This is a genomic window from Acinetobacter genomosp. 33YU (assembly GCF_001990725.1).
In the GTDB taxonomy this organism is placed as follows: domain Bacteria; phylum Pseudomonadota; class Gammaproteobacteria; order Pseudomonadales; family Moraxellaceae; genus Acinetobacter; species Acinetobacter seifertii.
Genome location: NZ_LFZQ01000017.1, coordinates 115,026 through 128,569, shown reverse-complemented (window position 1 = coordinate 128,569; position 13,544 = coordinate 115,026). Strand labels below are relative to the sequence as shown.

12 protein-coding genes are annotated in these 13,544 nt (G+C 32.8%); 9 read left to right on the top strand and 3 right to left on the bottom strand.

Features of this window, described 5'->3' with window-relative positions; genetic code table 11:
• Positions 1-132: 132 nt before the first annotated feature.
• From AC056_RS18125 to AC056_RS18115, 3 genes are read right to left on the bottom strand one after another with little or no spacing between them, the layout of a single operon-like run.
• A complete protein-coding gene (locus AC056_RS18125; RefSeq protein ID WP_039250190.1) occupies positions 133-2,328 on the bottom strand; it encodes a polysaccharide biosynthesis tyrosine autokinase in 2,196 nt (731 codons plus the stop codon).
• Positions 2,329-2,349: 21 nt separating this feature from the next.
• Positions 2,350-2,778 (bottom strand): low molecular weight protein-tyrosine-phosphatase, encoded by a 429-nt coding sequence (locus tag AC056_RS18120; protein WP_039250192.1) that lies wholly within the window; start codon positions 2,776-2,778, stop codon positions 2,350-2,352.
• Position 2,779: 1 nt separating this feature from the next.
• Positions 2,780-3,922, bottom strand: coding sequence for a polysaccharide biosynthesis/export family protein (locus AC056_RS18115; RefSeq protein WP_171220337.1), 1,143 nt, complete (start codon positions 3,920-3,922; stop codon positions 2,780-2,782).
• Positions 3,923-4,084: 162 nt separating this feature from the next.
• On the opposite strand from AC056_RS18115, the gene tviB reads away from it, so the two are divergent.
• Genes tviB through galU form a run of 9 tightly spaced genes read left to right on the top strand, consistent with a single transcriptional unit; the run spans position 4,085 to position 13,473 of the window.
• Positions 4,085-5,362 (top strand): Vi polysaccharide biosynthesis UDP-N-acetylglucosamine C-6 dehydrogenase TviB, encoded by a 1,278-nt coding sequence (tviB, locus tag AC056_RS18110; protein ID WP_039250193.1) that lies wholly within the window; start codon positions 4,085-4,087, stop codon positions 5,360-5,362.
• A 2-nt stretch (positions 5,363-5,364) separates the two neighbouring features.
• Complete coding sequence (locus AC056_RS18105) at positions 5,365-6,657, top strand: oligosaccharide flippase family protein (RefSeq protein WP_077164392.1); 1,293 nt, start codon at positions 5,365-5,367, stop codon at positions 6,655-6,657.
• Positions 6,654-7,544: a glycosyltransferase family 2 protein gene (locus AC056_RS18100; protein ID WP_039255139.1), complete on the top strand. Its 891-nt coding sequence runs from the start codon at positions 6,654-6,656 to the stop codon at positions 7,542-7,544. Before AC056_RS18105 ends, AC056_RS18100 begins: the two co-directional genes overlap by 4 nt.
• 1 nt (position 7,545) lies before the next feature.
• Positions 7,546-8,625 (top strand): glycosyltransferase family 4 protein, encoded by a 1,080-nt coding sequence (locus AC056_RS18095; protein WP_039255138.1) that lies wholly within the window; start codon positions 7,546-7,548, stop codon positions 8,623-8,625.
• Positions 8,625-9,752 carry a hypothetical protein gene (locus tag AC056_RS18090; protein ID WP_039255137.1) on the top strand — a complete coding sequence of 376 codons (1,128 nt, stop codon included), beginning with the start codon at positions 8,625-8,627 and terminating at the stop codon, positions 9,750-9,752. The genes AC056_RS18095 and AC056_RS18090 overlap by 1 nt, the downstream gene beginning before the upstream one ends.
• The gene (locus tag AC056_RS18085) at positions 9,749-10,822 is read left to right on the top strand and encodes a glycosyltransferase (protein ID WP_039255135.1); all 1,074 of its coding nucleotides are present in this window, start codon (positions 9,749-9,751) and stop codon (positions 10,820-10,822) included. Before AC056_RS18090 ends, AC056_RS18085 begins: the two co-directional genes overlap by 4 nt.
• Positions 10,812-11,969: a glycosyltransferase family 4 protein gene (locus AC056_RS18080; RefSeq protein ID WP_039255133.1), complete on the top strand. Its 1,158-nt coding sequence runs from the start codon at positions 10,812-10,814 to the stop codon at positions 11,967-11,969. The genes AC056_RS18085 and AC056_RS18080 overlap by 11 nt, the downstream gene beginning before the upstream one ends.
• Positions 11,953-12,573: a sugar transferase gene (locus tag AC056_RS18075; RefSeq protein WP_039255147.1), complete on the top strand. Its 621-nt coding sequence runs from the start codon at positions 11,953-11,955 to the stop codon at positions 12,571-12,573. Before AC056_RS18080 ends, AC056_RS18075 begins: the two co-directional genes overlap by 17 nt.
• Positions 12,574-12,597: 24 nt before the next feature.
• On the top strand, positions 12,598-13,473 hold the full coding sequence (gene galU / locus AC056_RS18070; RefSeq protein ID WP_002050531.1) for a UTP--glucose-1-phosphate uridylyltransferase GalU: 876 nt from the start codon (positions 12,598-12,600) through the stop codon (positions 13,471-13,473).
• The last annotated feature ends 71 nt before the right edge of the window (positions 13,474-13,544 follow it).

Below are 13,544 nucleotides of genomic sequence, written 5' to 3'. Positions count from 1 at the left end.
TTAAGCATAGAATGTTTAACAAAAAAAACGAGTGGTTTTTTTATATATTTTAGTTAGTTTTAATTTGGCGAAACTTAAAAAATTAAATAAAAAAACCGGATCATTTGATCCGGTTTTATGAAAACTTGAAACTTAGTCTTCTTTTTGTGCTTTATAGGCATAGGCATAGTTATAACCATAACCACCGCCACTAGAGCGTTGAATATCGTTAAGAATAAAGCCATTCACCTTAACACCAGCTTGTTCAAAGCGATTAACTGTTAATTCAAGCTCTTTCATATGAGACTTAGCATAACGAGCAACAATTAAGTTCACACCAGTATATTGAGAGATAATAATGCCGTCAGTTACTGCAAGCACTGGTGGAGTATCAATAATGATATGGTCATATTGCGTTTGGAACTTCTCTAGTAAGTCTTTGAACTGTGTAGAGCTCAACATTTCTGAGGGATTCGTTGGGCTCTTACCACGGGTAATCACGTCGAGATTCGCAACTTGCGTTTTATGCAAAACTTGTGTCAAGTCAGCTTGGCCACTTAGTAATTCAGAAAGACCAGGTTTTACATCGACATCGAAGTATTTATGCATATAACCACGGCGCATATCAGCATCAATCAATAATACGCGTTTATTCCCTTGTGCAAAAATAGTAGCTAGGTTTGTTGAAATAAACGATTTTCCGACTTCTGGAGACGGGCCAGCAATCATAATAATATTATTTTTTGCTGAGGTTAAAGCGAAGTGAATGGCAGTACGAATACTACGCAAACTTTCAATCGCAATATCATCACTACTTTTAACTGCTAAAATAGGAATACTCTTTTTCTTTTTCAAAATACTCATACGAGTCTCTTGAATAGGAGAACGAGGTACGGTCGCATAAACTGGAAGATCTAATTCATTTTCAATTTGAGTAGAATCATTAACTCCACTACGCATCATATTACGTAATAATGCAATTAATATCCCGATAAAACCACCAACAAAAATAGAAAGTATTAGAACAATCAATTTTTTAGGTTTAATAGGTTTAACAGGTTCTACAGCAGTATCAATAATGCGAACATTACCAATCTCACCTGCATTAGCAATTTTAAGCTGTTGATAACTGTTTAGTAACGACGTATAGAGCTCTGTGTTTACTTTTACATCACGATATAGTTGTAAATATAAACGTTGTGTTTCAGGAAGTTGAGTTAAACGATTATTAAGATCAGCAATCTTTTTATTAATCTCTGTAATTTGTGCATCGATTTGACGGATTAATGGATGATCATTGGTATATTTAGCAGAAAGCTCAGCTTGTTTCTGTTGTAGCTCGATTTTAAGCTTTTCTAAATCAATATTTTGCTTAAGTAATAGCTCCGACTCAGCATTTACATCGACTGTTTTATACTTTTCACGAAATTGGTTAAACTTGATCTCAGAATCTTCTAGCTGCTTTCGAAGCTCTGGTAATTGTTTCTCAAGAAAAGCTAAAGTTTGTTTAGATTCTAAAGACTTTCGCTCAATGTTTTGTTGGTGATAAACAGTTAGAACATTATTTAGTACTTGTGTAATGTGCTCAGGATCTTGACCTAGATAATTTAAACCAATAACACCAGTCACTTTACCTTTTTCAGCAACACTATAGATATCATTAAAATTTTTAACGGCTGTTGGTAGAGCGAGTTTAGTTAAAGTATAGCTTTGTTCTTTCAGGTTACCTTGAGCATTAAGTTGTACCTGCCAAAGACCTCTATTTGTATTTAGTATATTTTTTTTGTTTAATTGACCATTAAATACAACTTGATCTTTGTATGTTAAAGTGAATTGATTTGCACCTTTGGACTCTAACTTTAAGGGTTTATCTAAATAATATTCAGGTACTTTAAGTTCTCGTATAATCAAATTATTATTTTGATTACTGTACAGTACAGATTCATGACGATACTCAAGTCTACTCTTATCTTGTGAAATTAACTTGTCGATCAATCCTGATTGGTTATCTTTGACGTTAATATCAAGATTAAGGTTCTGGATGACTTGTCCTAAAACCATTCTAGAACGAAGAATCTCTATTTCTGGATCAGCTGGTGATTTTTGAGATAGACCTCCACTGACTTTAGAAAGGTCACCAAGCAAAGCAGCAGAGGCAGCGCCTTTACTGTCCTCAACTTGTACCATTGCATCTACAGAATAAGTATCTGGCGTTATCCGTAAGTATAGCAAGGCACAAATTAAACTTAAGACCACGCAGCATGCTATGATTTTCCACTGTGCAATCAATGAAAAGAATAACTCTTTTAAATCGATGCTATCTTCGCTAGTTTTAGAGTTTTGGTTCATAAATTTACAACTAATATACAATTATAATTGAGTGCGCCAATCTTGCACATAGCTTTGAATGTTGCGGCAAGTCTGATCAAAAAAAGCTTGGTCATGCTGATAGGGGTCAGGTATATTTTGCCCTTGCCAATGGCCAAGCCTAAAAATTTTACCCTTAGCAAATGGCCAAGTTTGTTCAATATGCTTTTGCTGATTATTGCTCATGACTAAAATCAAATCATTTTGTTTGATCAATTCAGCACTGAGCTGGCGAGCCACGTGTGGTCTCATATCAATATTCAACTGATCCATACAATGAATCGCTTTGTCATCTGCAGTATGACCTACTAGGGCTGAAATACCAGCAGATGATATGTTTAATGCTGGATGTTGGGTCTTTAAAAAGTATTCTGCCATTGGACTGCGGCAAATATTACCTACACAGACTACTAAGATATTTTGTAACTGCATTCTAGTTTTTACCCAATTGATCAAAGGTATAAAGTGCACTTGAGAATGGTACAATCTGGTTCATAATACGCTGCCAGCGTGTTAAACCAGTTGCATCAATATAAACAATATCATTTTTTTGCATTTGGAATTGATTAGATAATGCAAGGTTACCAATACTACTCAAATTGAGCTGATAGATTGTTGATCTTTTTGTTTGTAAATCTGTACGCATGACATAAATACGAGCTGCACTTGCCGAGTATGGATTAACACCTTCACTCTCGCCCAATACATCACTTAAGGTCATTCCCTGATCTCGTAATGGAATTGCTGAACTTTTATTAGACTCACCCATAACATAGAGTTTTTGATTTTGTTTAGTATTTACATAAATTGTATCATTGGGTTGGACTAATAATTTGTGCAGTGAATAACCTTGTTTCTCAAGTGCAACGACATTTAAATTATAAACTTCGCCATTACGAATGAGTTGAATATCGGTATTGTCACCAGACTCTTGATTTACACCTCCAGCCATACTTAAGGCTGTATAAATACTAATTGGTTGATCATCTAAAGTGTATTGTCCACTTTTCATAACCTGACCATTAACAAAATAGCGTTTAGCTTGGTATGACAACACGCGCACTACAACATCAGGTGTTTTTAAATATTTAGCAAATTGACTTCGTAAATATTTATTGGTTTCAGCCAGTGTTTTCCCTGCAATATGAACTTGTCCTACAAGTGGTAATTGAACATTACCTGCAGAATCAATAGGATAACCAAATGCTTTAATATCAGTAGAGGCTCCTTGAATAGGAGGAGTAATTTCAGGATATGCCCAAAGCTGAATAGATAAGACATCCCCAGCGCTTAAGCGATATTGATAAAAAGGAGTATTAAATAAAGCACTTATATTTCCTTGCGGAAGCAAAGCATCAGAACTAATTTTTGGAATATTGCTTTGGGTGAGTTGAACAACAGAAACTTCTGCTCCTTGTTCTGTCTTAAAAGTACCTTGTTCAGGTAAGTCATAAGTTTGTAAGCCTGAGGTGACTGCACATCCTGTAAACGAAAGTGAAATGGCTAAAAATAATAATGTGCTTTGGTACTTCACATTCAAACCCTTTATTGTTTGTAATCCAATGATACTTTGCATGAAGACATTGGATTGTAGTCTATAATTAACCCAAATCATACTTTATTTGCCAAGCAGTGATTGTATATTTCGAGAAAATTTTGTTTAAAGTCTGCTATATTAGCGTAGTAGGTCGTATCCATGATGTTTCTCCATTTAAAATTAAATGGTTAGGTTTTATATATGTTTCAACTTGAACAACTAAAAATAGCAATTATCGGCTTAGGGTATGTTGGATTACCTTTGGCAGTTGAATTTGCTAAACATAAACCTACAATCGGCTTTGATATAAATGAAAATCGGATATTAGAGTTAAAAAATGGACATGACCATACATTAGAAGTCTCTTCAGATGAGTTAAAACACGTACGGCAGTTATCGTATACAGCAAATATTGAAGACTTACAAAATTCAAACTTTTTTATCGTCACGGTGCCAACACCCATTGACGATTTTAAACAACCAGATTTGACTCCTCTTGTAAAAGCATCACAAAGTATTGCTAAAGTATTAAAAAAAGGTGATACCGTTGTTTATGAATCAACTGTTTATCCCGGTGCTACAGAAGAGGTGTGCATACCTGAATTAGAAAAATATTCAGGCTTGATATTTAATCAAGATTTTTTTGTAGGTTATAGTCCGGAACGTATTAACCCAGGTGATAAGCAACGACGTGTGACCAATATTTTAAAAATTACATCAGGTTCAACATCTGAAGTTGCAGACTATGTTGATGAGGTTTATAACCTGATTATTGAAGCAGGGACACATAAAGCTCCTAATATTAAAGTCGCTGAAGCAGCTAAAGTAATTGAAAATACACAAAGAGATGTCAACATTGCACTGATTAATGAATTGGCTCTTATTTTTAATAAAATGGGTATTGATACCGAAGATGTACTTAAAGCAGCAGGTACAAAATGGAATTTTTTAAACTTTAGACCTGGTTTAGTTGGTGGTCATTGTATTGGTGTTGACCCGTATTATTTAACGCATAAAGCAGAGTCAATTGGTTTACATCCAGAAATTATTTTGGCAGCTCGTCGTTTAAATGATCGTATGGGTGAATATGTTGCAACCCAATTGATCAAAGAAATGGTAAAGCAGCGCATACAAGTGGTAGGTGCTCGTATATTAATTTTAGGTTTGAGTTTTAAAGAAAACTGCCCTGATATCCGGAACACCAAAATTGTAGATATGGTGAAAGCACTAAAGGAATACGATTTAGATCTTGATATTTACGATCCTTGGGTGGATAGTGCCGAAGTTGAAGGCGAGTATGGCTTAGCTCCGGTTACGGAATTAAAGCAAGGTCATTATGATGCAATAGTTATTGCTGTTGCCCATGATCAGTTTAAAGCAATGTCGAGTCAGGAGCTCATTGCATTAGGCAAAGAGAAACATGTTCTATATGACTTAAAGTACATACTTGATAAAACTGAAAGTGATTTACGACTGTAAATATGATGAACTTAATTTATAAATTAAAAAATGATCCTAGAATTAGAAATTCACTATGGATGCTTTTTGAAAAAGGTATATCTCTTTTTGGTTTAATTTTTATTATTTCGGCTGTAGCTAAATACACAGGGCCAGCTATATATGGTGAAATTGCATTAGCCGCTTCAATTTTTATTGTATTAAAAACAATTGCTCAGTTGGGGTTGGATCAAATATATTTTAAATATGTTAGCCAAAATAAACCTCATCATAGTCTTTTTTTAGAAAATTCAATATTATTTGTTAGTGCACTATATCTGTTTCTATCTACATTTGTATTAATATGGGCTTATTTTAATACAAGTTTTACTGGTTTCTTTTTTGTTTTTTCCACTGGTATTGCTTATTATTTTATATCTATTGACTTAGCTAATTCTTTTTATGAAGGTCAATTATTGTCAAAATTTAATGTATTAGCAAATATTATTGGGTTACTTGTCGCACTCATTCTAAGATATAGTATAGTGTATTTTAAGTTGAATGTATTATATTTAAATATTCCAATTATTTTAATGTCATTAATACCATTTTTAATTAAAATTATTATATATAAATATAGATATTATATTGATTTTAATAAAATTATAGCTAAAAAACAAACTAAAAAATATTTCGGCTATTTTTTAGGGACTGGTATACCCTTAACTTTAGCAATTTTAACAGCTACTATTAATGGGCAGATATCAAATTTTTTATTGGCTTATTTAGAAGGAACAAAAAGTGTAGGAATATATTCTATTGCATTTATTCTTGCGGGTGCATGGTGTATTGTACCAACAACGTTAATTATGAGTTATATGACTTCTATATATAATATTAATATTGATAATAATAAAGAGTATATAAAGTTATCTAATAAAGTTTTATATAATATAGTTGTTCTGTCCTTAGTTGTAGTCATTTTACTTGAGTTTTTTGCATATTATATTGTTATTTTTTTATATGGTAGCGAGTATATTGAATCTCTTGAGGTTTTGCGATGGCTATTAATTTTTCAGTTTTTTTGGGTAATAGGGTTTTATTTTTCACGTTTAATTATCAAGTTTAATGGGTATAAGTTTTTAGCATATAAATCAATTTTTTGCTGTTTATTAAACTTAACTCTATCTTTCTTTTTTATAAAAAAATGGGGTGTAGTTGGGGCAGCATATGCAGTTCTAGTTACAGAGTTTATATCATCTTTGATTTTAAATTTATTTTATAAAAAGGCAAGTATCGTAAAGGTTTTATTGCCTATAGGAGCCTACAAAATATGAGTGTTGCATTAACAATTTTTACTCCAGCATATAATCGTGCTCATACTTTAGGTCGTTTATATGAAAGTTTAAAAAAACAAACTTTGAAAAATTTTGAATGGTTAATTGTAGATGATGGCTCAACAGATCATACAGAAATTGTTGTAAAAGAGTTTATACAAGATAGTATCATAAATATACGTTACTTAAAACAAGAAAATGCTGGTAAGCAGGCGGCATGGAATAAAGCTGTACTTAATGCGAATGGATTTTTATTTTGTGGAGTTGACTCAGATGATGCTCTCGCTAAAGAAACAAATATAGAAGAAATATTCCAGAAGTATATATCTTTACTAAATTCTGACTCTATTATAGGCTTGAGATTTCTAGCTTATTCAAATGTTAAAAAGAAATTTGATGGAAAAAAAATATCTGAAAATATTGTAATAAGTTCATATTTTGAAGAATTCTCTAATGCAAAAAATTTTGGTGAAAGAATTGATGTTTTTAAAACAGATATTTTGAAATGTTTTTTATATCCAGTCGCTTCGAATATTAAGTTTATTCCTGAGATATGGTTTTACGTCCAAATTTCGCATGCAGGGTATAAATTTGCATATATACCTGAACCATTAAGATTGTTTTTTGATGATGCAACAGAAAATCGTTTAAGTAAAAGTTCATTATTGAAGCATGCTGAAGGACATTATATATCCCGTGCTACTATGTTGAAACTTATTCCTATATATGTGTACTTTGGAAATGTAATGGCTTGGGTTAAAACAATTATTAGATTTGGACAGTGTGCACATTATTTAAACAAGAGTTTCATGCAACGTAAGCAAGATACAAATATTATTTATGCTATTTTTTCGTATTTTTCAAGATTTATAAAAGTTGGTATATAGTATGAAAAAAATTTGTTTTCTTATTGGTGATATTAATCATTCAGGTGGAACAGAGCGTGTTACTACTTTAATTGCAAACAATTTAGCTCAACAGAATAATAATGTCTTTATTTTATCATTAAGTCATGGAGACCAGCCTTTTTTTGAACTTAATTCAAATATTAAAATTCAGGCTTTATTTAATGAAAAAGTTTCAATGAAAAAGAATTTTTTCCAAGCAGTTAGAAAAATCCGGAATTTTTTGATATCTAAGCAAATAGATACCCTGATTGTTGTAGATAGTATCAGTTGCGTTTTTACAGTGCCTGCTTGCGCTGGATTAAGAATTAATCATATTTGTTGGGAACATTTTAACTTAAAAGTCAACCTTGGCTCTCGGTTTCGTGACTTGGGTCGATGGATGGCTGCAAAATGGGGTAATAAAATTGTTACATTGACTGAAAGAGATAAGTCTTTTTGGGATAAAAGATTTAATCTTACTCATACGAATAAAGTTGTTGCAATAGCAAATCCTAGTCCTTATGAGCTTCAAGACAATACCCCAAGCCTAGAACATAAAATTATTCTGTGTGTTGGACGTTTAACTTATCAAAAAGGTTTCGACTTACTCATACCTAGTTGGTCGAAAGTTGCTCATAAATTGGATGGTTGGAAAATTATAATTGTTGGAACTGGAGAGGATGAGGTTAGCTTAAAAGAAATGGCTGTAAACTATGGCGTTTCAGAGTCAATTATTTTTGCTGGTCAGCAAAAAAATATGGATCAATTTTATCGGCAGGCTTCTTTCTTTTGTATGAGTTCTCGTTTTGAAGGCTTGCCAATGGTTTTATTAGAAGCACAAAGTTATGGATTACCTATCGTTGCATTTGACTGTGATACAGGGCCAGCTGAAATAATAAATGATACAAATGGCTGTTTAGTAGAGGATGGTAATATTGAGGAACTATCTATGCAAATTTTCCGATTCGCTCATGATATAAATAGTACCGATTTTTGTACGATGATAAATAAGTCCTTTGATAATGCAAAGAGCTATAATATTGAAAGTATTGTAAAAGAATGGGTTAAGGTGATTTGTTGATGATAATAGATAAAAAAGCTTTTTTAAGTATCTATATGCTCTTGATCTTTCTTTTTTTTACATTGGATTTAAATAGTCCTTTTATTTTTTATGGGAATTTATTGATATTTATTCCTATTTTAGTTCTCTTTAGATTTATATATTATCCCAAAGTTAGTGTAAAAAAAATTGTTCTAACTTTGTTTTTAATATTTTTTTGGGAAATTTTAATTTATATTCAATCTTTTAGTACCTTGTATGATAATTTAATATTAAACTCACAAAGATCAGTCTTTCTTTTTATTTCAATGTTTTTAATTTCGGATCTTGTGGATAAGATAGATAAAGAAATTATACTGAAAAGTCTGAATTATTATATTGCCTTTCTAAGTTTAATTGTTGTTCTTCAATTTTTAGGAGTTTATATCTTTGGTCTTTCTTCTAAGAGTGTAGATGTATCTGTTTTATTAGGTGGGGAAGTTTCTCGTTCAGAGTATATGGATGATTTATATCGACCTACAGGGCTTATGTCAGAACCAGCAGCTTTTGTTGGTGCACAAATAGCTCTATTGTCTTTACAGTATATAATGTCAAAGAAAAATGATTTTTATAGGTTTTTAGGTATTTTTTCAGTTTTATTATCACTATCATTTGCTGGCTTTATTCTGGTGGCTATCTATTCAATAATAGTTTTTACAAAAAATATAAAAAACTTTCTTACATTAATATTGATTGCTGTGATGGCTTTTATTGGTCTATCTGAAGTAATAAAAGATAGATTAGAAGTCTTAGGATCTGATAAAGATGGTAGTAATAATGTGAAGTTTGAAGCATTACAGTATTTTTTTTCTGATCCAATGCATATATTTTTTGGTTATGGCAATATTGTCCGGACTCCTCGCACACCTATTTTTTTTGAAGGGGCGACAGATATTACCTTTTTTTTTGCAATTATAGCTATATTTGGTGTTTTCGTAGGTGGTGGGATTCTACTTAGTTTTATCACGTGGCTTTTTAGAAGTAAATATAACTATAAAGAAAAAGTTGTAATATTGCTTCCTTTAATAAAATTAACAAATCCCGCATTAATATTTTTTAGTTGTTTTATTTTTTTAATATTAAGCCTTGAAAGAAGAGATAGACAATGAATATATTGTACTTAATTACAGGCCTTGGTGGTGGTGGTGCTGAAAAAGTCGTGGTTGACTTAGCAGATCAAATGCATTTACGTGGGCATCGTGTGAAAATTGCATATCTGAAAGGTGAAGTTATTGTTAAGCCTCAATCAGCCGATATTGAATTAATTTGTTTAGAATTAAATAGAATAACGCAAATGAGACATGCATTTAAAAAATTTAAATCTATTATCAAACAATTTAAACCTGATGTTGTGCATGCACATATGGTACATGCAAATATTTTTGCGAGATTAGTACGTAAATTTATAGGCTTTCCTCGTCTAATTTGTACCGCTCATAATTCTAATGAAGGGGGGCGTATGAGAATGATGCTTTATCGTTTTACAGATACACTTTCTGACCTTAATACTAATGTAAGCCATGAAGCAACTTTGAAGTTTGTTGAGCTTAAAGCATTTAATGAAAATGCAAAAACTGTTTATAATGGTATTGATTTAAATAAATTTAATAGAAAAGCGAATGTTTGCAGATATGATTTTGTACATGAAAACCAAAAGTTTTTATTGGCAGTGGGGCGCTTTAATGAGCAAAAAGATTATCCTAATTTGTTAGATGCAATATATACGTTAAAAAATAAGTTTAAACTCGATTTTAAGCTGATTATAGCTGGTGATGGTGAATTACGTTTTAATATAGAAAATAAAATTAATTTACTTGGTCTAAATCAGGATGTAATACTTTTAGGACGTAGGAATGATATTGCTGATTTAATGTCAGTTGCCGATTTATTCGTTTTACCTTCAGCATGGGAGGGGTTTGGTCTAGTTGTTGCAGAAGCGATGGCATGTGAATGTTTTGTTGTTGCAACAGATTGTGGTGGCGTAAAAGAGGTATTAGGGGGACATGGGCTGTTGGTAGAGCCTAGGAATTCAGATCAATTAGCAGATGCTCTGAACACTGCTTTACAGTTAGATAGAAAAACCAAGGATGTACATACTCAACAGGCTTTGCTTTATGTAAAACAAAATTTTGATTTACAAAAAATTATCAAGCAATGGTTGGATATATATGCAAACTAAAAAAATCGCTCTTGTTGGTACTACAGGTTCAAGTTTCTATGGTTTTCGTGCTGATTTAATACGAATGCTCGTGACTAATGGGCATCAAGTATATGCTTTTACTTCTGAATATACAGAAAGCTGTTTAGAAAAAATTAAAGCATTAGGTGCTGAACCTGTTACTTACCAATTAAGTCGAGGAGGATTAAACCCTTTTGCCGATATTGCATCCACATATCAGCTTATTCGTAAAATAAAAATAATTAAGCCAGATATCGTTTTTTCATATTTTGCGAAACCTGTAATTTATGGAACATTAGCTGCAAGCTTTGCAAAAGTGCCTCATGTTATTGGTATGCTCGAAGGGCTTGGATATACCTTTACAGCACAACCAGAAGGCCAAAGCGGCAAAACGAAACTTATTCGTAATATTCAAGTTTTATTATATCGACTAGCCCTTCCTAGATTGGATGATATGATTTTTTTAAATCCTGATGATGAAAACGATCTTATACATACATATGCTCTACCCGTCAAAAAGGTACACATTCTGGGTGGTATCGGTTTAGACTTGAAAGAGTATTGTTATAGTCCAGCTCCAGTAGAACCTGTAAATTTTTTATTTATTGGACGTTTATTGAAAGAAAAGGGTATATTTGAGTTTATTAATGCCATTAGAATAGTAAAAAATAAATATCCTGATACAAAGTTTACAATATTAGGTGGTTTAGATACACAGAATATGGGAGCATTATCAAAATCTCAGCTAGATGAACTAATCGCAGAGGGTTTATTTGAATATCCTGGACATGTTTCTAATGTAAAAGATTGGATCGCCAACTCGAGTGTGTTTGTACTTCCATCTTATAGAGAAGGCATACCAAGAAGTACACAAGAAGCTATGGCTATTGGACGTCCTGTTATTACAACAGATGTTCCAGGATGTAGAGAAACGGTGGTTGATGGTGTGAATGGTTTTGTTGTTCCTTGTTGGGATGCCGAGGCCCTAGCAGAAAAAATGTACTTTTTTATCGAGTCACCATTTCAAATAAATCTTATGGGGCTAGAAAGTATGAAAATGGCCCATCAAAAGTTTGATGCTGAAAAAGTAAATGATAGATTATTCGAAATTATGGGTTTAAATGGTTCTTATGAAAAGATTAGTTGATATTTTCATTGCAACAATAGCCTTAATTCTACTATCTCCTATTTTTTTAATAGTAGCATTTAAGGTGAAAAAAAATTTAGGTTCACCCATATTCTTTTATCAAGAAAGACCTGGAAAGGACGGAAAATTATTTAAAATGATTAAGTTCCGTTCGATGAAGGATGCATTTGATGCGCAAGGTAATCCATTGCCAGATGAGGCGCGTATTACTCCATTTGGGCAGAAATTACGTTCTACTAGCTTAGATGAAATGCCACAGCTTATTAATGTTTTAAAAGGTGATATGAGTGTGGTAGGTCCTCGTCCAATGTTAAAAGACTTTGTCGCTTTATATTCACCAGAACAAGCACGTCGTTTAGAAGTTCGCCCTGGAATGACAGGTTTAGCTCAGGTCAGTGGACGTAATGAACTAGATTATGAAGAGCGGTTTAAATGTGACGTTTGGTATGTAGACAATCATAGTGTTTGGGTTGATTTTAAAATCATGTTTAAAACAGTCAAAGTGATGTTAAGACGCGAAGGTATTAATGCACCAGGACATGTAGGACCATCTCTATTTAAAGGTAATGACGTCCAAGAAAATGCCGACTCATCTGTAAAGTAAATTTTATATCTTGAAATATTTCTTATGATCAAAAAAGCAGTTTTACCAGTAGCCGGTTTAGGTACACGTTTTTTACCCGCAAGTAAGTCAATCCCAAAAGAAATGGTTACGGTAGTTGACCGCCCAGCAATTGAATATGTCGTCCGTGAAGCGGTGGAAGCTGGAGTTGAACAAATTATTTTGGTAACTCACTCTTCAAAAGCATCGATTGAAAACTATTTTGATCGGAACTTTGAGTTGGAGACTACTCTAGAGCAAAAGAAAAAATTTGATTTACTTGCAGAGATTACCCAAATCGTTCCTGCTCATGTGAGTGTGGTAAGCGTAAGACAACCTCAACCTTTAGGTTTAGGGCATGCGGTTTTATGTGCGAAAAGTGTAGTAGGGCAAGATGATTTTGCTGTGTTATTACCAGATGTATTGGTGAAAGATAGCTCAGGGCAGAATGATTTGTCGCGTATGATTTCTCGTTATAATGAATGTCAGGCGGCACAAATTATGGTAGAAGCAGTTCCTAATCACTTAGTAGATCAATACGGTATTGTTGATGTTGCACAAAGTCCAAATGAAGGCGAAAGCATCGCTATGCAGGGTATTATTGAAAAACCTGCAGTGGGTTCTGCACCGTCCAATTTATCTGTTGTTGGTCGTTATGTTTTGCCTGCAAAAATTATGCAATTACTCGAAAATACACCGAAGGGGGCGGGTAATGAAATTCAGTTAACAGATGCAATTGCGATGCTGCAACAAACTGATGTAGTGGAAGCCTATCGTATGCAGGGACAAACCTTTGACTGTGGTAGTAAGCTTGGTTATTTAAAAGCCGTACTTCACTATGGCATAGAACATCCTAAATTAGGAAATGATTTTAAACAGTTGATTCAAGAACTTAAATTATAAATTTTGTAGCTCAACTTAAGTATTTGTAAAAAATAATGAATATTTGAGCTGTTCAACATATTCTCTTCCCA